The following is a 21,275-nucleotide window of genomic DNA, read 5'->3' as shown; positions in this document are numbered from 1 at the left end:
GGAGGAACGGAACCCAACAGAGTATGCGTGAATGTTGGGTTACGCTATCGCTACACCCAACCTACTATTCTCTTAACTGTAGTTACAGCACTTTTGAAGTAAGTGAGGTACACCATAAATATTAAGTAATGAGTAATAAGTAGTGAGTAATAAGTAAATTCCTTATTCATTACTCCTTACTTTTGTCAATTATTTTGACCAAATTAAGAAGAGGGGAGAGGAGATAGTTATTACTCGCTCAACGTAAGTGAGGTCTTTGAGGGAGTCGAGTCTTCTCCTCTGTTTTCTCTCTGTGTTGCCAACGTTAGAGATATGAGAAAAGTTATGGTTGTGCTTGCTTGTCACACACTTTTCTCGTCCCCCATAACTAATTATAAAAGATTATTAGGGATGATGTTTTCTGTCTTTGAGAAAGGTAATTTATAAAATAATGGCTCAAAGCGATCGCCTCAGAGGCAAACTCTACAATTTGCTTGGTATTTCGCTAGTTTTGTCAGGCAAAATCCCCGTTATTTTGTCTAACTTTTGATAGTTCTACATATAAATTTCTCAAATAAGGTGCAGTACAGTGAATTTCTTACGCGCTCAGGAAAACTATGCTGATAATAGTTTTAATGACCTGAATCCAGAACAACTCCCTGTATTTGATGTCAATGAATTTCTTCCCAGCATTGGTAAATGGATTGGTGTTGCTGGGAGTGTAATGATTAGTATTTTTGTGCTGGGAGTAACTTTATCTGCGATTCTCAAATACAATGTCACAGTTAAAGTTCCGGCAACAATTCGACCTTTAGGGGAACTTAAAGTTGTGGAGTCGGCGATTACTGGAACTGTGGAGAAAATTGAGGCGAAAGATAATCAAATAATCAAACAAGGACAAGCGATCGCCTACCTGGATGATGGACGGCTTCAGAATCAAAAAAGTCAGCTACAAAATACAATTCAAAAAAGTAAATTACAACTGAGTCAAATTGATGCACAACTAAGTCAAATTAATATGCAACTGGCGGCGCAAACTGAATTAATGAACCAGACGATTTTAGCAGCGCAAGCAGATTTAAGTGGGACTGAACGCAACTATCAAGACCAGCGAATTAAAGCTTTAGCGGAAATGACGCAAGCAGAATCGGCGTTAACGATCGCAAAATTACAAAAAGACAGATTACGGCGCGAAAAACTGCTAACTACGACTGTACAAGAAACCGAAGCCGCCTTGACATTAGCCAGAGTCCAACGCGATCGCTTGCAGCGCGAAAAATTATTCCAATCAACTGTGCAGGAAGCAGAAACCGCCTTGAATATAGCGCAAAAACAAAAAGATAGATTATTACAAGAGCAACTTTTAACAATTACTGTGCAAGAAGCCGAAGCCGCTTTGCAAATGGCCAAGTTACAACGCGATCGCCTACAACCAATAGTCGCACTAGGAGCCGTTTCACTCAATTTATTTGAGGAAAAAATTCAAGCCGTCAAATCTGCGGAAGCTAGGTTAGCAGAAGCCAAAGCTAATACGAAAAATCTTGTGGAAGAAAAAGAACAAGCGGTGATTTCGGCAAAAGCGAAACTCGCACAAGCTCAAGAAAATGCGAAAAATAGCCTAGAAGAAAAACAATTTGCAGTCAAAGCAGCCGAAACTAAGTTAGAACAAGCCAAAGCTAACGCTAAAAATAGTTTAGAAGAGAAAGCACAAGCCCTCACAGTTGCCCAAACAAACTTAATCAAGGCGAAAACTGCTATTAATCCGACGGATTCGCCTGTAGCTGTTGCACTTGCACGCATTCAGCAAGAACAGGCGAAGAAACAAGCAGATTTAGCGGCGTTGAAAAAAGAAAGAGAAACTTTACTCCAGCAGCGCCTAGAATTTCAAAAGCAAGTAGATAGAACGCAAAAAGAACTGCAACAAACCGAAAATGATTTAAATAAAACGGTGATTCGCGCACCGAGTGATGGAATTTTGTTGCAATTTAATTTACGCAACCCTGGACAAGTTGTGCAACCCAGTGAAGCGATCGCGCAGATTGCACCTTTAGATGCAACATTACAAATCAAAGCCAGAGTTCCCGCGCAAGATATCGATAAGGTAAAAGCAAATCAACAAGTACAGATGCAGGTTTCTGCTTGTCCTTATCCAGATTACGGCACACTCAAGGGTACTGTGACCACAGTTGCACCCGACGCTTTAGCTGTGGAGAAAAACGCTACATTACCGACTGTGCAAACACCACCAGCTTATGAAGTGACAATTGTACCGCAAACTTTATCTGTTGGTAGAGGCGATCGCCAGTGTCATCTCAAACCAGGAATGGAAGGACGCGCTGATATTATTTCTCGCCAAGAAACTGTTATGCAGTTCATTCTGCGAAAAGCCAGATTAATTGCAGATATTTGAGAGAAGTCTGAAGTGTGAAGTCTGAAGTCTGAAAGGAAAGAAAAATACTACTCCCCACTCTCCACTCCCAACTCCCCATTTTTAACAATCATGTTTGGTCTATTCAAATTTAAACACCAAAAAAAATACGAGTGTGTTTTACAATCCAGTGAAGAAGATTGTGGCGCTACTTGTTTAGTTTCAATTTGCAAACATTACGGACGCTTCTTGAGTATGAGTAAAAGCCGAGAAGCGGTAGGAACTGGACAGTTAGGCACAACTTTACTGGGATTAAAACGCGGTTCTGAGACGTTGGGATTTAATGCTAGAGCCGTCAAAGCCGCACCAGCAATTATGGATAGAATTACAGAAATCCATTTACCTGCCATTATCCATTGGCATGGTTATCACTGGGTTGTGCTGTATGGTAAGCGGGGGAAAAAGTATGTAATTGCTGATCCGGCTACAGGCTTACGTTATATTAGCCGCGAAGAATTAGCTATTGCTTGGAATGGGGTGATGCTCTTACTAGAGCCTGATTTGACGCGGTTTTTTGTGCAGTTTCAAGAAGAACCAAAGCAGGGTTTTGGTAGGTTTTTTCAGCGTGTATTGCCTTATCGAAATTTATTAAGTCAGGTATTACTCATCAATATTGTTTTAGGTGTGTTGGCGCTTGGTAGTCCGGTTTTAATACAACTTTTAACAGATGATGTGTTAGTGCGAGGAGATACTCAATTACTAGTTGTAATTATCTCAGCCGTTGTGATTACTAGCTTATTTAGTAGTAGTTTGCAGGCTGTACAGTCAATGATGATTGCCCATTTTGGTCAACGGTTGCAATTAGGATTAGTAATGGAGTTTGCCCACAAAATTCTTCAGTTACCTTTGAGTTATTATGAATCGCGCCGCAGTGGGGAAATTTCTAGTCGATTGCGCGATATTGATGAAATTAATCAGTTAGTATCGCAAATTGTCATTTTATTACCCAGTCAGTTTTTTATTGCGGTAATTTCTTTCAGCATCATGCTGTTTTATAGTTGGACTCTCACATTGGCAGTTATTGTAGTTGCTTTATTAATGACTGTATCTACTTTACCTTTTTTGCCAATTCTTCAGCAAAAAACTCGCAGTTTGTTGGTTTTGGGTGCAGAAAATCAAGGTGTGTTAGTAGAAACATTTAAAGGCGCACAGGTAATTAAAACGACGAATGCTGCTCCTCAATTTTGGGATGAATTTCAAAGCCGTTTTGGTCGGTTGGCGCATTTAACTTTCAGCACTATTCAAATTGGGATTATTAACGGGACTGTTGCGAGATTAATTTCTACTATTGGTGGAGTAGTTTTATTAGGTTTGGGTAGTATTTTAGTGATTCAAGGACAGTTAAGTATTGGTCAAATTTTGGCTTTTAATGTTTTACAAGTCAATGTTTTTAATTTAATTAACTCTTTGGTTGGATTTGGCGATGAATATTTCCGATCGCAAACTGCCGTGTCTCGGCTTTTAGAAGTAATTGAAGCAACACCAGAAGTCATTGGTGGAAGTCAAAAACCAACTGTGCAAATCCCGGCTGATGCTGATATTCGGTTTTCTCAAGTCACTTTTCATCATGCGGGGAGAGTGGATTTATTAGAAGAATTTTCGTTAAAACTTCCTGGTGGTAATGTGATTGCTTTAATTGGTAAATCAGGTTGTGGAAAAAGTTCTTTAGCAAAACTCATTGCAGGTTTGTATGAGTTAAATTCAGGAAATATCCGCATTGGTTTTTATAACATTCAAGATATTGCACTGGATTGTTTACGTCAACAAGTAGTTTATGTACCCCAAGAACCACATTTTTGGAGTCGTTCAATTGTGGATAATTTTCGCTTAGGGACTCCTTATATTTCCTTTGAGGAAATTGTCAAAGCTTGCCAGATTGCGGATGCAGATAATTTTATTAGTCAATTACCGAATAATTATCAAACTGTATTAGGAGAATTTGGTGCGAATCTTTCTGGGGGACAACGCCAAAGATTAGCGATCGCTAGAGGTATTCTCACCAATCCACCTATACTAATCTTAGACGAAGCTACAGCCGGACTTGACCCTGTAAGCGAAGCACAAGTGTTAGATCAGTTGTTAGCATACCGCCAAGGTAAAACCACAATTTTGATTACTCATCGTCCTAGTGTTGTTCATCGTGCTGACTGGATTGTGATGTTAGATAAAGGTCAAGTGCAGTTACAAGGAACGCTTGAAACATTTCTCTCTCAACAAGGAGAACATTTGAAGTTTTTATCTTTTTAATACAAAGTTGCAATCAAAGATAGTAATTTGGGCAGGGGGTAGGAAGTAGGGAGTAAGAATACTATTTCTGAACGCAACTTAGCATATAGGAATCCGATTTGATTTCTGAATCTAGTTGTGTAGGCAGGGAGTAGGGAATGGGGAGTAGAGAGTAGGAAAGAAGCTTGACCTGAGTGTACTGATTTTTTTCATAAATCAAATATGAGTCCTATAAACAATAGTTTAAAAGTTATAGTAGTCAGGTTTGATTTGTACTGGATTTTTTCAGAAATCAAATAAAAATCCCATAGAAGAATATGGTTATTTTTGGGGTAAACCGTCGTGAAAGACTAGTAATTCGCCTGGTTGGATGGTTGTCCAGACTTCGTTGTCGGTGAGGGGGGTAGTAGCGATAACGGCGACGCGATCGCGTGGGGAAGTCAACTCCCGAAAATCCACCGTCATATCTTGATCAATCAAATGGGCGGCGGCGAAGGGGGCCTGACGGACGATGTAGGAAAGTTTTGTCGAACAGTGGGCAAAAAAATGTTCTCCATCCGACAACAAATAGTTAAAAACACCGACTTGGGCGATTTCCGCCGTAATTTGACGTAGAACAACATTAAGTTTTTCTAAAGGCGGCTTACCTTCAGGAAAAGCTTCTCGGAGAGTTTCTAACATAATACAGAAGGCCTTTTCACTGTCGGTATCACCCACAGGTTCGTAAAAACCCATATTCCGGGGATGGAAATCTGGTAAATTGCCGTTATGGGCAAATACCCAATATCTTCCCCACAGTTCTCGTTGGAAGGGATGACAGTTTCTTAAGGCGATTTCTCCCTGAGTTGCTTTACGGATATGGGCAATTACATGAGTAGAGTGGATGGGATAGCGTCTGACTAAATCTGCTATGGGAGATGTCACCGAAGGTTTGTCATCTAACAATAAGCGACAGCCTTTTCCCTCAAAAAATGCAATACCCCAACCATCGCTATGATCATCTGTTTTGCCTCCCCGTGCGGAAAAACCTTCAAAGGAAAAGCAAATATCTGTGGGTACATTGCAATTCATCCCTAGCAGCTGGCACATAATCAGTAACTACGAGTTTGAGGATGTTTGACTTGAGAAAACTGTCAGACTTTCAGATTCCCGACTTCTTGAAGAAGTTGGGAATCTTGTAGTTCTATACTATTAAAAACATATTTGTAGATAGTTTCAGTTCAAATAGTGCCAAAAATTATTTATGAGTTGTTTGCCTGACGTTCTCGGAGTTTTAACAATATGTCCGCGTGTATTTCCTTAGTAATGGGGTAAAAATATGTCAAAACTAAACCACAAATTAAACAAACAGTGGGGATAGGGCCGACAGCCAGGCGAATAGCGGTGAGTGCTGATTCTGGTTGAATTGGTAAAGTGCTTTGTCCCGCTACAGCTTCTTTAAAACCAGCAGATTGTAAGGCGTTACCGACAAGAAATAATCCGAATGCTAACCCAAACTTCTGTAACAAAACCATGAAACCATAAAAGATACCTTCGCGGCGTTGTCCGGTTTGGAGTTCATCTAATTCAATCACATCGGGAATCATTGACCAAGGAACTAAATACGCTGTGGATACACCTACGCCAGCCATCATAGCCATAATATACATTAAAACTAATTGGTCAGCTTGTAAAAAAAATAGTCCGGCGGCGGCGATTATCCATAAACTCATACCGAGAAAATAAACAAGTTTTTTACCAATTTTCTTACTTAAATTACTCCACACAAATAACATAACTAAAGCAGTGCCTTGGACAGCAATCATCACTGTCGGTACATCTGCTTCTTTGAGTTTCATACAGTTGATCACAAAATAAGGAATGATGCTGGCTGTAATTTGCACAGCCAACCAAGAAAATAGATATATGCCAATGACAAATAAAAACGGGCGATTGGTAAAAACAATTTTTAACTGTTCAAAAAATGGGATTGATGGCGGTTCTTCTAGTTGGATGCGTTTGGCTTCAAAGGCTAAAATGCGATCGCGGACTCCAAAAATGCACCAATATAGGGAAACTACAGAAATTACAGTACAAATCGCTGCTAAGACAAAATATTGTTGTTGACGGTCAGGAATTTGCGAAAATACTATTTGCGCTAAAATCAACGATAAAATACTGCCACCAATCGAAAAAGTAAAGCGAAAACTGTTCAGACTGGTGCGTTCATCATAATCTTGGGTAAGTTCAGGAGTCATCGCCGTGTAAGGCAAATTCACAACGGTGTAAAATACCTGCGATATCAACCCAATTACGACGTAATACCAAAACAAAACCCCAATATTTGTACTGCGATCGCTACTAAATTGCGGTACAATCCACTGCAAGAAAAAGAAAATCCCAAAAGGAACCGCACCATATAACATCCAAGGTAGCCGACGACCCCAGCGCCGAGATTTGGTTTTATCTGTTAATAATCCGACAAACGGATCATTAACAGCGTCCCAGATTTTGCCAATCAACAATACACTCCCAGCCAACCCGGCGGGAATCCCAGCGACATTGGTAAAGAAGACTAACAAGAAGAATATGGAAATATTAGCGGTAATTGCTGGGCCTAAATCACCTGCACCATAAGCTAATTTGGTTTTAAAATCCAGTTTTGGACTCAAAGCCGGATTTTGGTCAGAATCGTTCATAATATCTGAGGCTCGGATTAAAATAAAAAGTTTGCGATCGCTATCAGTATTACCTCAAAATTACTTTTTTTATGCCAGACCTTTACGTTTCTTGGTCAGAATATCACTACAAAATTGAACAACTGGCGGTTCAGGTATATCAATCTGGTTGGGAATTCAACCAAATTGTTTGCCTAGCCAGAGGCGGACTGCGAGTTGGAGATATTATTTCTCGGATTTATCAAAAGCCATTGGCCATTTTAGCGACATCATCTTATAGCGGCCCCGGCAAACAAGTGCGAGGTAATCTCACTGTTTCCCATCATTTGACCATGACCACGGAAAAGTTAGGTTCCCATATCCTGTTAATTGACGACTTGGTAGACTCTGGAATTACTCTTCAACAGACAATTCCTTGGTTACGGGAAAATGTCGATTCCTCAATTGCGGAAATTCGCAGCGCCGTCGTTTGGTATAAAGCCTGTTCAGTGATTAAACCTGATTATTACGTCGATTACTTACCGGACAATCCTTGGATTCACCAACCCTTTGAACATTACGAACATACCAGCCCCGCAGATTTGGCAGCAAAGCTAAGTCAATTATGCTGACAAATTATTGCCCTACAACTGAATTTACCAATCCAAAATCCAAAATCTAAAATCTAAAATTTAGAATAGCCACAGCCACACAGGCAAAGTCACCAACAACAGCAAGACTCCCAAGGCTAAGGAAGTCACCGCGAGGTTACGGTCAAGATTGAAAGTTTCAGCCAGCACCATTGTCGCAAATGCTGGCGGCATTGCCATTTGTAAAACAATTACCTTGGCGGCGGAACCAGTCACGCCAAATAAAGATAAAGTACTGCCAAGCAGCAGGGGAACTAAAAGCATTTTGATGGCCAAACTGATGGCGGCTTGGGGGAAATTGTGCCAAGAAGTCAGCAGCGAAAGGCGCATTCCAATTAATACTAAAGATAAAGCGACAGCAATCCAACCCAATTTTTCCAGATAAAATTCTGCCGTCGGAGAAATACTAATTTGGCGAAACCATAAACCCAAGCCAAAACTCCACAAGGCTGGGTTAATTAATATGGCTTGAGTCATTTGCCAATAGTTTGTGCCACCATCGCCATAACGAGATGCGAGAGCGACACCCAAACCATAAGCACCAAACAGTGACCCCAATAAATCGTAGAATAAAGCCCAAGCAAAATAATCTTGCCCGACCATTGCTAAAGTCACAGGAAAGCCGATATAACCTGTATTGCCGACCATTGCCGCCAAGAGAAAACTTCCCTGAGTTGGGTGCTGAAAAGTTGTGTTTGTCAGATAAGCTTGTCCTTTGATTGTTAACCAAGCCAAAAATGCACCTAATAAAATCGCTAAATGAGCGATCGCAGGTGCAATCCAAATCTGTGCCGACAGGTCAGCTTGGCGTAAAAAAGCCACAATACTGACAGGTACTCCCACCCAAAAAAGGAACTGACCCAAACGCTGTGGAACTGCGGCAGGCAGTTTCCGTCCCAGAAAAAATCCGATTAAAATTAAGCCTGCCAGTTTGACGTATAGTTCTAGGAGGTTTGCCAAAATTTCCCTAACAAAGACAGATGTAATATGTACCGAATATGCTAATCTCTGTCCAGTCTACAGTCTGTTATGAATTTTGAACAAAAGCAGGAGTTAACCCTTGAATAAAGCTGGGTTTTCTGGAAAAGCCCCAAATTCGTCCGGTGATTCTGGTGATGACATTCCAGTAGCTTTACGCGATACTCCTGATGTCTCGTCCAAAACACCCTTACAACCTTTAGTTCTGATTATTGGGGGAGTCGCAGGATTTATCTTGCTGGCTGTAGTTAGTGGTTTTTTCTTTTCTCTCACTACACCGAAAAAAATCACCGATTCTTCATCTTCACCAGCAGATTCCTCGACTGTCACCACTCCCGGCGCGACTAACTCAGCAAATCCCCAAGATAATAATGCGGTGTTGGGACATTTAGCTTACCCAGAAGCACCAGAATCAGAGTTAGCAGCGATTACAAGCGATCGCCGCATCAGAATGCGAACAGCCGCCGCCGAAAAGTTTCGCGCCATGACTCAAGCCGCCCGGAGTGCTGGGGTAATTTTAGTGCCAATTTCTGGCTTTCGCTCTGTGAAAGAACAAGAGCAATTATTTTTTGAAGTCGGGGCGCAACGCAATCAAACCCCGGCCCAAAGAGCCGCCCTCAGTGCGCCGCCAGGCCATAGTGAGCATCACACAGGTTATGCGGTAGATGTCGGAGACGGAGCCGCACCCGCTACGAATCTTCAGGCTAACTTTGATCAAACCAAAGCTTTTAGCTGGCTACAAGCAAACGCCGCCCGCTTTGGTTTTGAGTTGTCTTTTCCTCAAGATAATGTGCAAGGTGTGAGTTATGAACCTTGGCATTGGCGTTTCGTTGGCGATCGCCAAAGTCTAGAAACCTTCTATAAAGCCAGAAATTTAAAACCCGCTAAAACATCACCTTGAATAAGAATTCAGAAGTCAGAATTCAGGAGTCAGAATCGATTAGTGGCGGTATTTTTACTCCACTAATTGACAAGATAAAATTAAATTCTGACTCTTGACTTGTAAATTCCTCTGATTGATAGCAATCAAAGTATAGATTAGGACTATATTTATAGCTGAAATCCCTGATGTTCCTGAGTTTCTACTCAGTACTCAGCACTCAGCACTTTGCCATAATCCTATTTCTCCGCATTTTCAAAATCTGTCAACGCACAAGCAAACTCCCGAAAAGCCGTTTTAATTAACACCTCTCTCATCGTTCTTTCTAAGGAAGAATTACGAATCATATCTGTTAACTCTAAGAATAGATATGAAACAATAAAACGGTCTTGACGGTCAAATTGTTTCAGACAAGTCAAGATAAAATCATACAACTCAGTTTTGCGAGGTTTGCTTTGTTCTTCCCAAATTTTGAATGCTAGTTGCACTGTTTTTAGGCGGATCTCACTCATATTGTAGGAAGTGTCTTTGTAGCGAATTGACACGCGCTGAGGCAGTTCCATAAGTTGTGGTGTAGAAAAATTATGTGAATTACTATTCAGGTATTTTTTTACTTATCCGGAGAAATGGACAATAACGAAAAGAATTCTCAAATATCCAGATAAATTTATCAAGCGATCAAGATGTTTTTCTAATTAGAGAGACTTTAGTAAAAACTATTAATATCAATTTAAATAATGATGATAGAGACATAAAAAACAGTCTTGTACAGCAATTATCAATTTAATATGATGGCAGACTGCTGCGGAGAAACTCCGTAATTTCAAAGCCTTGAGCAATCAGTACTGTTCTCAGCTATGTGACTACGACCATAACAGATAAGAATTTAACCAGTTATAATTATGTATTCAATTTGTCTTATGAACTCAAATAACTTTATTATTGATTTTTGACCCATCTTTAATCCCAAATTACGGCTTGGATTGATTATTTTATTGAGAAAATAAATTTGATTAACATTGACAAAACCTAAAATATGTGATTGGGTGAACAATAAGGTGAAGCTGATAACTAATAAGGAACTGCAAAAGATGTTGCAGTGAAGCCGAAAGAACATGAAGTTAATGAAAATCCTAGATAATCAACCTAAATGGTGCGTAATCTCCCTCAGTGTTTTTCTCACAAGCTTGATAGGTTGGTTAGACTACCAAATCCCACCAGAAATATTAATAGCAATTTTTTACTTAATTCCGATTGGCATTGCAACTTGGTTTGCTGATAATTGCAGTGGCGTATTAATTTCATTGATTAGTGCAGTTACAAATTTAGTAGTCAATCAAAAACCAAATTTTCACTATTTACATCCCTTAGTACCTTATTGGAATACTGTTGTAGTTTTAGTATTTTTCTTATTTACCAACTATCTTTTGTCACAACAAAAACTCACATTAAAAAACTTAGAAAGACTAGCGAGGACTGATGCTTTAACAGGGCTACATAACAGGTCATTTTTTTTAGAATTAGTCAACTTTGAAGTTCATAAATCTTTAAGACATAAAGAACCAATAACTATTGCATATTTTGATGTTGATAACTTTAAACTTGTTAATGACCAGTTTGGGCATACTGTTGGCGATCGCCTGCTATGTTTAGTTGCGGAAAATGCGAGAAATAATCTACGTAAAATTGATGTTATCGCCAGACTTGGAGGTGATGAATTTGCAATTTTATTACCACGTACTGGTTATGAAGCATCCGCAGTAGTATTACAGAGATTACACAGAACCTTATCATCTATCATGCAGGCAGAAAATTGGCCTGTCACCTTGAGTATTGGCGCAATTACCTTTATTAAACCGCCAGCTTCAGTCACAGAAATTCTCGAAAGAGCCGATAATTTAATGTACGGTGCTAAAAAAAGGGGTAAAAACTTGCTACACCACGAATTAGCAAATGATTTAGTAGATGAATAAACTGAAAGAAGAATTCAGGAGCCAGAAAAAGAGTGTGAGGCGAAGTAGGGGAGTGCGGGCGGTCTTTTAACTCAGCACTCAGCACTTTCAACTCAGCACTTTTCATTTTTGCCTTGTTTAAGACTACCCTTTGTTTATTCTGTTAAATTAGGAGACGCAAAATGGTCACAACAGTGAAAGAGTTTGATGCACAACAATGGGTCAAAACTCGCTCTTCCCTTGATGCCAATGAATCGACATTTTTAGTTTGGCAAGGCAAGATTTATAGTTTTATTCCTGGAGAGAAAAGAAAACTCTTATTTAAAATCTTGGGTGTGAGTGTTAGTAGATGTATTTCCACAGGAGAAGATAGTTGGGATTTTACTTCTCGTGAACTCACTTATTACTTAAACCCAGAAACAGAAGAAATTTTGCCCAAATGGGAAAATCCTTGGACTGGTGAAACTGTACCTGTATTACACGTTGCGAATAATCCGGTACAAGGACATTTTAAAGGTAAATTTCCAGCCCAAGTTGAGGGAGACACGACAACTTTTGTATTTGATATTTTTCCAACTTATCCAAATCCTTTGGCAGAAGATCCAAAATTTGCCGAATATAGTCCTTATGAAACTTATCAAGCCGCAGAATTATTTAAATTATCTGTTCCAACCGCAGATTTATTCAATTCAGAACTCAATTCTGTTTCTCAACTAAAGCTGAGTTGGGATAGGATTGGGCAATGGCTACCGTGGATGAAAATGGGCGATCGCGCTGGTAATCTCATCTATAGTGCTTTTGGTTCTAAAGTTGGTGGTTTAGCAGAATTACCCCAACTACTCCAAGATGAAATTAATCACCGCGTTCCCTTATATAAACAAGCACCCAAAGCATTCTCCGAGGGGGAAGATATGACTTCTTGGCTATACTTCCAGAAGAATTTTGATGCTTACTTAGCCGGCGAAATCTTCCCCTTACCAGTCGCAGAAGAGTTGTAATGAGGTATTGATATAGCTAAATTCTTCCTCTAGCTTCTTCATTCAGAAGCTTTGTCAAAAGAAAACGCTTATGTGGTCTATTCCGCATTCAAAGCCTTGCGGAACACCACCTTATCTTCCCCTGCCTTGTAGAAGTCCCGAATACGCGCCTCCTCCTCGAAACCGCACTTTTTGTAGAAAGCCCGCGCTCGTTCATAGCTGGGCAGCCCCGAAGTCTCGACCAACAAAATTCTCTGACCACTTGCCCGTAAGGCATTTTCCACATACTTTACTAACGCTTCTCCTCGCCCTTGCCTCTGATAGTTGGGATGCACAACGATCATTAACAAGTCCCATGTCCCATCTGTAAACGGGGCAGGTGCGTAGTAGGCGACCCCGCACGCTTTCCCATTCTCCTCATCGGTGAGCCACACATGACCCTCGCCGATGTTACCACTGAAGTAACTCGCCAGCACTTTGCTCAGTTCTTCGGTTTCGCTCGCGGGGAATAGCTCTGCTGCTACAGCGATCGCGATTAATGCCTCTGAATCATCGGGCGTACTCGGTCGAATCATAGGGAACTCCAGTGCTGTCTGTTCGTCAGATTTATGCGTGTCTGTACTGCTTACTATAGCGGTTTTCACTTGCTTGTAATACAGTCAGAATCCACCCCGCATTTTCTTACGCAAACGCTCTCCTTCCCGCTTATGGGTGGAGTTGAAGTGTACCTCATTGAACTGAGAACCGCGATAATCTCAACCCCACCGAAACTTAAAACTTCCGCATATTGTTCTTTACAGGGTCAAATCCTCTAGAAAAGCGGGTGCTGTCATCATAATAAGCACCACTTAAATCTGCACCATACAGCTTAGTAAAGTTGAGTTTCGCACCCCGGAGATTTGCTTCTTTTAATTTGACACCGCATAAATTAGCTCTCGTCAAATTCGCCTGAGCTAAATTAGCTTGACTCAAGTCTGCTCCCCAGAGTTTAGCTTTGGCTAGGTTCGCTTGGCTCAAGTCTGCTCCCCACAAATTAATTCCTGGTAAGTACGCCGAAATTAGCCTAGCTCGACTTAAATTTGCAGCCGGAAAATATCTCTCCCCTGCGGCGTAACTGCGCTTGAGTTGTTCAGCATCCATGAGTAGTGTTGACCTTTTTCAGTAATAGAGACGTAATTTGTTCCCATTCCTGGTTTAGCTCGCCCACAAACTCTGGCTGACTGCTGCGATGATACCAATAACGCGCATTATGCAAATCACCTTCTTGACGATGTAAGTAAGCGTGAACCCAAGCACTATCAACATCATGGGCATTTTGGACTATTTCATGAGCTTGGTTCCAATCGCCTTTTTTGTCATACCACAGAGCTTGTAGTGCTTTTGGTAGGGTTTGCGGACATGAGACCTGTTTATCGATCAATCGCAGGAATTCCTGAGTATTCACGATCGCCACTCCACAACTATCAAACCTATTTCTAAGATACTTGGCGATCGCCCTTCATTACAATTATTGTTGCAAACTGGAAAATACAGCTAAGGTAAAGCAATTCTTCAGGAGGTGAATATGGCCTTTAGTAGTTATAAATCTATTAGCGAAGTTCTCAAAACATTTCAGATTATCTACGCAGAAGCTAATTTTGTTCTAGCAACAGAGTTTAATATTCCTCAATATTTCCGAGAAGATTTAGCAATCGTTATGCGCGAAGGTGTCGTGGATAATTCTGAGTTTGCTATTTGTGAGAACTTAATTTATCCAGTTTTGAAAGAAGTTTGGAAGCAGTATAATAGTAAGTTTACTTTATGGAGTCATCAATCACTAAGCTATGATGAGCAATTATCAGGTTTTCCTGAATATATTTTGGCTAAACGTTCGCCTTTAGGGAAAATAGTTTTTGATAAACCATACTTTATTTTAGTAGAAGCGAAACAAGATAATTTTGAAGCAGGTTGGGCGCAATGTTTAGCTGAAATGATTGCGGCTCAAAGACTCAATCAAGAATTGTCTTTAGTTATCTATGGGATTGTTTCTAATGGTGCAGTTTGGCAATTTGGTAAACTAGAAGCACAAAATTTCACTAGAAATATTACACCATTCACTATTTATGAATTAGACAATTTATTTGCCACTGTCAACCATATTTTTCAACAATGCCAATTACAACTAGATAATTTACTGATATCTCAGCCTAATCTTTCAACTTGACTCCGCATCAATTTCTGCACACTAACTAAAGCTCGATTTAACTCAAAATTGCGCCGTTGCGGATTTTGTAAATATGCTTGTTGTTCTTCCTCAATCATTTCTACATCTTGCACTACTAAACCTTCAAGTAGTTTTGTAGCGGCATTAAATAAACTATCTTTAATAAATCGGCGAAACCAGACAGGTAATTTATGTAATCGCCAAAAGGCATTGAGTGAGGTGAAATGAATTAAATAAGCTTTAGTTTGAGTTTCACTTACAGGACACAATAAACAATAAATTTTAAAATCTTTGCCTAATGTAGATTGCCAATGGGGATAGATATAACTCACATCCAACGGCTCTGGATGGAGTTTTCTTAATGCGGGGAAAAATAACTGAGAGATTGACCAAATTTTATCGATTTTATAATAACTTTGGGCAGTATAATGAGCATCTACACGGTGATTATCTTCGTCAATATGCTGTAAAGATGCTGCCGCCCAAGCTTGTAAATCTTGATGTAAATGTCCGTGGTACATATCCATCAAGTTTTCAATTAAATAAGAATAATGGGCTTGACAGTTAATGACTGCAACTGAAGCAATATAATTTAAATGTTCCCATTCTGGTAAACCCATTGGTTCAACAGCTAACTCTGCATCACCAGGAAATAGCCAAATAAAACCATCTTGTTCTTTGACTGGGTAGCGGCGAATTTGGCAGTTTGGTAATTTTTGATTTGCAGCTAAATAAGGAACTGCTGTACATTCACCCGATGAATTGAACCGCCAACCATGATAAGCGCATTCTAATTCATTAGCGATCGCTTGTCCGTGGCTGAGTTTAACTTGACGATGGGGACAACGGTCTTCTAAGGCGTGGATTTTACCTGTACTGTCGCGGTAAAGTGCGATCGCTTGATGCCATAATATCACTCCCACAGGTTTATTAGTTACCTCAGTACTCAGTGCAACTACATACCAATGGTTAGGGTTAATCCCCAATTGACGCACATCAGAAGTTTGCACAGTTTGAGAGAGAGATGACATAATTCAGCCTATCCTTTTCCGCGTTAGTCTAGTCACTGATGACCAGATTATCACTTAGGGAACTAAAACTAATTTTGCTGACAAGCTATAAAGTATGTGTAGTTACAGCAGAATTCACCGAAGTGGAGGTTTTCAACCCTTTTCCCTTCATTCTGAATTCTCTAGCGATACACCACAAGACTTACGCACAAAGATGGTCTGTGGAGATTGGGTTTAGGGGCTTCGCCGTGAGCGTCAGCCGAACGGTGTAAGGGTTTTGGATACATACACCCTATACCCCTACACCCTTCCCAAACCCTTGTTTTTTCGTCTCACTGCGTAAGTCCTACACCAGTAAACATATTGAACCAAAAATTCTTATGGCAATCTCTCAAGAAAACCTAACTGAAGAATTTCTTAACGAACTAATGCAAGACACAGCTACCCTCGACCATCTAGAAATTATTGAAAATGTCATCGACTCTCTAGAACAAGATGACAGCGCAATGGTTAGCCAGAGTCCAGAAGGTGGTCATCTCTGGAAGTTTAAGTACGGTAGTGTGGAAGTGTTTGTACAACTCACGGGTACAAGCGACGAAGACACCTTCACAGTTTGGTCTGTCGTATTAAAGTTACCCGCCAAAGATGAACCAAAATTAATGCGTCACCTTTTAGAGTTGAATTGCTCTAGTACTTTTGAAGCGCGTTTTGGCATCATTGATGATAAAGTTGTTGTCATCTCAACACGCACCCTAGCCGAGTTGTCTCCAGGGGAAGTCTCGCGGTTAATTACGATTGTTGCCACGATCGCCGATAACAACGATGAAGCTTTACAATCTGAGTTTGGTCTTGCTTAAGTAATCATTCATGTCTAACAAGCAGGTATGGCGACTGATTCCTTTCTTAGAAGCCTCTGGTAAATTACAGATGGCGATCGATAAATGGTTATTAGAACAACACCATTTCAGAAAGCATCCTCCAACTCTGCGCTTTTATACTTGGTCGCCAGCTGCTATTTCTCTCGGCTATCATCAACGACAATATCCCCAAGCATGGGAAAATTTAACTTGGCAAGGTAAAAAACTAGATTTAGTCCGCCGTCCCACTGGCGGAAGAGCAGTATTACACCAAAGCGATTTAACCTACGCTGTCATTACATCAGGTTTAGCTGGAAACCGTTTACAAGCATATACAAAAATTTGTGAATTTTTAATTCAAGGATGGCGATCGCTTGGTGTGGAATTAAGCTACGGTACAGCTGGGCGAGGCTACATCCATAACCCCAACTGCTTTGGAACAGCGACAGGTGCAGATTTAATTTTACCCAATGGCGCAAAACTCATTGGTAGCGCCCAACTCAAACGCGGTAACGTAATTTTGCAACATGGTTCCATTCGCTTGCAACCAGATGCGGAACTGTTTGCACAAGTATTTGGTACAGAGTCATTCAATAGTGTTCAGTTTCCTTACAGCCTCGAACAAATTATGACGGCCTTGATTGCTGCTGCACAAGACTGTTTTGATATGGAAATTGAAGTGCAGCAGTTATCAGAGTGGGAGTTACAGGAGATTTTAAACGCGGAGGTAAGGGGAGGTTAGATGGATATAAATAAAAGTCAACGACTGGAAGCCGCAGCTTGGCGCATAGGCGATGCAGCCGACTTTCTCGAACTATCATCTGATGAAGTAGCTTTCATTGAAATTAAGCTATCTTTGAGCAGACAATTAAAACAACTGCGAGTCAAAAATAATCTGACTCAAACGGAGTTGGCGCAGAAAACCAAATTTAACCGCCGATTGAAGAGGATGGACGCAGATAAACGCAGATAAATTTTTACTTGAGCAGATGAAGCAACGCTATAGTCAGATGAAAATAACATATTGCTACTCGGTCAAGCCTGTATCTTGAATTATGCTAAACCTTACTTTCTAGAGTTTGGGGAATGGGAGTAGTTGCAGCTAACTTTCTACCGTAGTTAATCGCAATTAACCCTGTCACATACATAAATAAACTGTAAACGGCTGCTGGTACTGCCATATCAGGATTGTTGAGTATTCCGGCGGTAATTGCGATCGCTAGTGTACCATTTTGAATCCCCACCTCAATGGCGATGCAGATTTGCTGAGACGGATTGAGGTTAAATAGTTTGCTAATATAAAACCCCGCCAGCATTGAGACACTGTTCAACAGCACCACGGCAATTCCTACTTGCAGAATAAAGCCAGGGAGACGATTCCACTCACGAACAATTAGTAAGAGAATAATTATAGCCAGGAAGGCAACTGCTAAACGGCTAGTCACCTTTTCTAAACGATGGGCAACTTCTGGCAATAACTGACGCACTCCCATTCCTAAACCGATAGGCAGCAGTGTCATCAGAAAGATTTGTACTATTGTTGCACCAATAGGTAGAGCGATCGCCGCAGTTTGTCCGATGAAGTGTTGATATGCGAGGTTTGCTAATACTGGAATTGTCAAAACGGTAATCAAACTACTCAAAGCTGTTAAAGTCACCGACAGCGCAACATCACCTTTAGCCAGGAATGTAATTACGTTGGAAGATACCCCACCTGGACAAAGTGCAATTATGATTAAACCCATAGCAATGGTAGGTTGCATGGGTACTAATTTCGCAATAGCAAAACCAATAATCGGTAAAAGAACTAACTGACTAATCAAGCCAATGGTGACGGCTTTGGGATAATTTTTGACACGTTGAAAATCTGCGGGTGTGAGCGATAAACCCATTCCCAGCATAATAATTGCTAAGGCTATAGGTAGAGCAACCGTAGTGAAAAAGCTTGCTTCCATAATGAATAATTTATAATAACGACTCTATCAGTGAGAAATTTAACGGTAAAACAAGATTATTCGCTGTTTTGTGCCGATTTGCATCTTAAACTGCTGGTATAGGTAGAAACATTATCAAACAGTATTGCTTTCTTTACAAGCGTATGGGCGAGTATTCATACCACTCATACCAATTCACAATTCGCAATTAAAAAACTTAGATGTAGCAAGAATTTTAGGGTTTACATCTGTATCAGATTCTTCGTGAAATGGTATCACGCGACGAGGAAACCCGATCGCAAAAATAAAAGGGACACAGAATAATTGTGTCCCTAAATAACTAATTCAAGATGCTAGTTGCCCATGTGGCTTAGGATTTGCGATAACAGGCAAATTCCATTGAAAAAGTTGCCATACCGGCAGTGAGCGATCGCAATTCTGTAGAATAACCAAACATCTGCACTAATGGTACTTCGGCGCGAATCACAGAGTATCCTTGCATTGTCTCGGAACTCAACAGCAAGCCGCGACGGGATGATATATCACCCTGGACTCTACCTATGAACTCGTTTGGTGTTTCCACTTCGACGAGCATAATTGGTTCGAGTATATAGGGTTTAGCTTGGGCGATCGCATTTTCCAGTGCTTGATGAGCCGCAGAACGAAACGCCAATTCTGAAGAATCAACTGGATGATAGGAACCTCCATCCAGCACGACTTTCACCCCAGTTACCGGATAGCCTGACAGTTTTCCTGTTGTCATCGCCTCGCGGAAACCTTTTTCACAAGCTGGGATATACTCTTTGGGAATTGCACCACCAACTACCCGATTTTCAAACACAAATGGTTCATCGCTTGGTTCAATCCACCCAGTTACATGGGCGTATAAACCAGTACCACCAGATTGTTTTTTGAGCCGGTAATCAAATTGAGTTTTTTGGCTAATGGTTTCCCGATACGCCACAGCCGGAGTACCGACATAAACCTCAGCATTATATTCCCGTTGAATCCGTTCCAAGTAAATTTCCAGATGCAGTTCACCCATACCAGAAATCAAAGTTGCTTTTGATTCTGGGTCGATACTGAGCCGAAATGTCGGGTCTTCTCGTTGAAAGCGGTTAAGGGCTTTGGCTAGGCGATCGCTATCTTCTTGTTTTTTCGGTGTAACTGCCAGTGTAATCACTGGTTCCGGGACAAACATTCTTTCGAGAAACACTGGTGTGTCTCCTGTGTATAATGTATCGCCCGAAGCACAATCAACACCCAACAAAGCCACAATATCTCCAGCCACAGCCACTGACAACTCTTCGCGCTTGTTGGCGTGCATTCGCACCAAGCGACCAATTTGCACTCGTTTTTCAGTCCGGGAGTTATACACAAGATCACCCGGTTTTAATGTGCCGGAGTAAATGCGGGTGTAGGTTAGCTGACCGAAAGATTCCAGAGTGAGTTTGAATGCCAAAGCCACTAAAGCAGCATCAGGCTCAGGGTAAACACTGACTGATTCTGCGGTTTTGACTACTTCCCTATCGATGGGAGATGGTAAATAAAGGGCGATCGCATCTAAGAGATTCTGCACACCTTTGTTTTTGAATGCAGAACCCAGCAGTACAGGTGTGAATTCCAGCCTCAAGGTTGCTTGGCGGATAACTTGCCAAATCAGTTCTTGGGGAATTTCTTGATCTGCCAATAGCATCTCAGTCATTTCTTCTGAGAACAAGGACAAGCTATCTAGCAATTTTTCCCGCGCCTGTTGTGCTGCTGCTACAAGACTTTCAGGAATTGCTTGTTTGACCCAATGTTCGCCGTTTTCGCCTTCAAAGTAATGTGCTTGCATCGACACTAGGTCAATCACACCTTGGAAGTTATCTTCGCTACCGATGGGATATTGCAGCAACACCGCATTTAATTGCAAGCGATCGCGGATAGCCTGGACTACACGAAACGGATCTGCACCCATTCGATCCATTTTGTTGATGAATGCTAGACGCGGTACACGGTAGCGTTTCATCTGCCGATCCACTGTGATGGATTGGGACTGCACACCCGCCACGGCACACAACACCATCACCGCCCCATCCAACACCCGCAAGGCACGCTCTACTTCAATCGTGAAATCCACATGCCCTGGAGTATCAATTAAATTAATTTGGGTATCACGCCACTGACAAGTTGTGGCCGCGGAGGTAATGGTAATTCCATGCAGCTTTTCCTCCGGCATAAAATCCATTGTTGCACCCTTGCCGCCTCCCTTCACCTCCTCAATAGCATGGATTCTGCCCGTATAGAAGAGAATTCGCTCTGACAGAGTAGTTTTACCAGAGTCGATGTGAGCAGAGATACCAATATTGCGGACGCGTGTTCGGGGAATCATAACATTTCCTTTTTGTGCAAGCGACAAATAGTCACTATGAAAGTGGTATTATATTTTGTATTATAATTGTAATATATTACAGTGACAAGCCCCACGATACAGAAATTGATATTCTTTTGTGCGGGATACGAGATCCCCGACTTCTGAAAGAAGTCGGGGATCTGAGCAATCAGAGTACTCTGGTGTAAAAG

20 protein-coding genes are annotated in these 21,275 nt (G+C 41.0%); 10 read left to right on the top strand and 10 right to left on the bottom strand.

The window, feature by feature from the left end:
* Positions 1-568 precede the first annotated feature (568 nt).
* Together H6G79_RS01745 and H6G79_RS01740 are read left to right on the top strand one after the other, a co-directional pair.
* Positions 569-2,389 carry an HlyD family efflux transporter periplasmic adaptor subunit gene (locus H6G79_RS01745; RefSeq protein WP_313933868.1) on the top strand — a complete coding sequence of 607 codons (1,821 nt, stop codon included), beginning with the start codon at positions 569-571 and terminating at the stop codon, positions 2,387-2,389.
* 90 nt (positions 2,390-2,479) lie between these two features.
* Positions 2,480-4,654, top strand: coding sequence for a peptidase domain-containing ABC transporter (locus H6G79_RS01740; protein ID WP_190588113.1), 2,175 nt, complete (start codon positions 2,480-2,482; stop codon positions 4,652-4,654).
* Between the two features lie 300 nt (positions 4,655-4,954).
* Here the strand turns inward: H6G79_RS01740 and H6G79_RS01735 are convergent, their stop codons facing one another.
* Together H6G79_RS01735 and H6G79_RS01730 are read right to left on the bottom strand one after the other, a co-directional pair.
* Complete coding sequence (locus H6G79_RS01735) at positions 4,955-5,722, bottom strand: class II glutamine amidotransferase (RefSeq protein ID WP_190588112.1); 768 nt, start codon at positions 5,720-5,722, stop codon at positions 4,955-4,957.
* Positions 5,723-5,874: 152 nt separating this feature from the next.
* The gene (locus H6G79_RS01730; RefSeq protein WP_190588111.1) at positions 5,875-7,311 is read right to left on the bottom strand and encodes an MFS transporter; all 1,437 of its coding nucleotides are present in this window, start codon (positions 7,309-7,311) and stop codon (positions 5,875-5,877) included.
* A gap of 71 nt (positions 7,312-7,382) precedes the next feature.
* On the opposite strand from H6G79_RS01730, the gene H6G79_RS01725 reads away from it, so the two are divergent.
* Complete coding sequence (locus H6G79_RS01725; RefSeq protein ID WP_190588110.1) at positions 7,383-7,901, top strand: phosphoribosyltransferase; 519 nt, start codon at positions 7,383-7,385, stop codon at positions 7,899-7,901.
* Between the two features lie 60 nt (positions 7,902-7,961).
* On the opposite strand, the gene H6G79_RS01720 is transcribed toward H6G79_RS01725, so the two are convergent.
* Positions 7,962-8,879 carry an AEC family transporter gene (locus H6G79_RS01720; RefSeq protein ID WP_190588109.1) on the bottom strand — a complete coding sequence of 306 codons (918 nt, stop codon included), beginning with the start codon at positions 8,877-8,879 and terminating at the stop codon, positions 7,962-7,964.
* Between the two features lie 100 nt (positions 8,880-8,979).
* Here H6G79_RS01720 and H6G79_RS01715 point away from each other — a divergent pair, with 100 nt between their 5' ends.
* Positions 8,980-9,798, top strand: a complete 819-nt coding sequence (locus H6G79_RS01715) for a D-alanyl-D-alanine carboxypeptidase family protein (protein WP_190588108.1) — start codon at positions 8,980-8,982, stop codon at positions 9,796-9,798.
* A 218-nt stretch (positions 9,799-10,016) separates the two neighbouring features.
* On the opposite strand, the gene H6G79_RS01710 is transcribed toward H6G79_RS01715, so the two are convergent.
* Entirely contained in the window at positions 10,017-10,340 is a 324-nt protein-coding gene (locus tag H6G79_RS01710) for a hypothetical protein (RefSeq protein WP_062294129.1), read from the bottom strand.
* Between the two features lie 561 nt (positions 10,341-10,901).
* Here H6G79_RS01710 and H6G79_RS01705 point away from each other — a divergent pair.
* Together H6G79_RS01705 and H6G79_RS01700 are read left to right on the top strand one after the other, a co-directional pair.
* Positions 10,902-11,750 carry a GGDEF domain-containing protein gene (locus H6G79_RS01705; protein WP_242048164.1) on the top strand — a complete coding sequence of 283 codons (849 nt, stop codon included), beginning with the start codon at positions 10,902-10,904 and terminating at the stop codon, positions 11,748-11,750.
* Between the two features lie 161 nt (positions 11,751-11,911).
* The gene (locus tag H6G79_RS01700; protein WP_190588106.1) at positions 11,912-12,727 is read left to right on the top strand and encodes a DUF1838 domain-containing protein; all 816 of its coding nucleotides are present in this window, start codon (positions 11,912-11,914) and stop codon (positions 12,725-12,727) included.
* Positions 12,728-12,804: 77 nt separating this feature from the next.
* Here the strand turns inward: H6G79_RS01700 and H6G79_RS01695 are convergent, their stop codons facing one another.
* The 3 genes from H6G79_RS01695 to H6G79_RS01685 form a co-directional block, all read right to left on the bottom strand.
* Positions 12,805-13,281 carry a GNAT family N-acetyltransferase gene (locus H6G79_RS01695; protein ID WP_190588105.1) on the bottom strand — a complete coding sequence of 159 codons (477 nt, stop codon included), beginning with the start codon at positions 13,279-13,281 and terminating at the stop codon, positions 12,805-12,807.
* 196 nt (positions 13,282-13,477) lie between these two features.
* Positions 13,478-13,846, bottom strand: a complete 369-nt coding sequence (locus H6G79_RS01690; RefSeq protein WP_103123572.1) for a pentapeptide repeat-containing protein — start codon at positions 13,844-13,846, stop codon at positions 13,478-13,480.
* Complete coding sequence (locus H6G79_RS01685) at positions 13,836-14,150, bottom strand: hypothetical protein (protein ID WP_190588104.1); 315 nt, start codon at positions 14,148-14,150, stop codon at positions 13,836-13,838. Before H6G79_RS01685 ends, H6G79_RS01690 begins: the two co-directional genes overlap by 11 nt.
* 120 nt (positions 14,151-14,270) lie before the next feature.
* On the opposite strand from H6G79_RS01685, the gene H6G79_RS01680 reads away from it, so the two are divergent.
* Positions 14,271-14,909 carry a hypothetical protein gene (locus tag H6G79_RS01680; protein ID WP_190588103.1) on the top strand — a complete coding sequence of 213 codons (639 nt, stop codon included), beginning with the start codon at positions 14,271-14,273 and terminating at the stop codon, positions 14,907-14,909.
* Here the strand turns inward: H6G79_RS01680 and H6G79_RS01675 are convergent.
* Positions 14,888-15,940, bottom strand: coding sequence for an aromatic ring-hydroxylating dioxygenase subunit alpha (locus H6G79_RS01675; RefSeq protein WP_190588102.1), 1,053 nt, complete (start codon positions 15,938-15,940; stop codon positions 14,888-14,890). The two genes, H6G79_RS01680 and H6G79_RS01675, sit on opposite strands and share 22 nt — an antisense overlap.
* Positions 15,941-16,299: 359 nt before the next feature.
* Between H6G79_RS01675 and H6G79_RS01670 the strand changes: the two genes are divergently transcribed.
* The 3 genes from H6G79_RS01670 to H6G79_RS01660 are packed head-to-tail and all read left to right on the top strand — an operon-like array spanning position 16,300 to position 17,749.
* Positions 16,300-16,776 (top strand): YbjN domain-containing protein, encoded by a 477-nt coding sequence (locus H6G79_RS01670; protein ID WP_190588101.1) that lies wholly within the window; start codon positions 16,300-16,302, stop codon positions 16,774-16,776.
* A gap of 10 nt (positions 16,777-16,786) precedes the next feature.
* Positions 16,787-17,518 carry a biotin/lipoate A/B protein ligase family protein gene (locus tag H6G79_RS01665; protein WP_190588100.1) on the top strand — a complete coding sequence of 244 codons (732 nt, stop codon included), beginning with the start codon at positions 16,787-16,789 and terminating at the stop codon, positions 17,516-17,518.
* Positions 17,519-17,749 carry a hypothetical protein gene (locus H6G79_RS01660; RefSeq protein ID WP_190588099.1) on the top strand — a complete coding sequence of 77 codons (231 nt, stop codon included), beginning with the start codon at positions 17,519-17,521 and terminating at the stop codon, positions 17,747-17,749.
* 85 nt (positions 17,750-17,834) lie between these two features.
* On the opposite strand, the gene H6G79_RS01655 is transcribed toward H6G79_RS01660, so the two are convergent.
* Both H6G79_RS01655 and fusA read right to left on the bottom strand, forming a co-directional pair.
* The gene (locus H6G79_RS01655; protein ID WP_190588098.1) at positions 17,835-18,731 is read right to left on the bottom strand and encodes a bile acid:sodium symporter family protein; all 897 of its coding nucleotides are present in this window, start codon (positions 18,729-18,731) and stop codon (positions 17,835-17,837) included.
* Between the two features lie 349 nt (positions 18,732-19,080).
* Complete coding sequence (gene fusA / locus H6G79_RS01650; RefSeq protein WP_190588097.1) at positions 19,081-21,084, bottom strand: elongation factor G; 2,004 nt, start codon at positions 21,082-21,084, stop codon at positions 19,081-19,083.
* Between the last annotated feature and the right edge of the window lie 191 nt (positions 21,085-21,275).

It is taken from the genome of Anabaena sp. FACHB-83, from assembly GCF_014697485.1.
In the GTDB taxonomy this organism is placed as follows: Bacteria; Cyanobacteriota; Cyanobacteriia; order Cyanobacteriales; family Nostocaceae; genus Nostoc_B.
The sequence above is the reverse complement of the archived record's forward strand: the minus strand, read 5'-3'. Positions and strand labels throughout refer to the sequence as shown.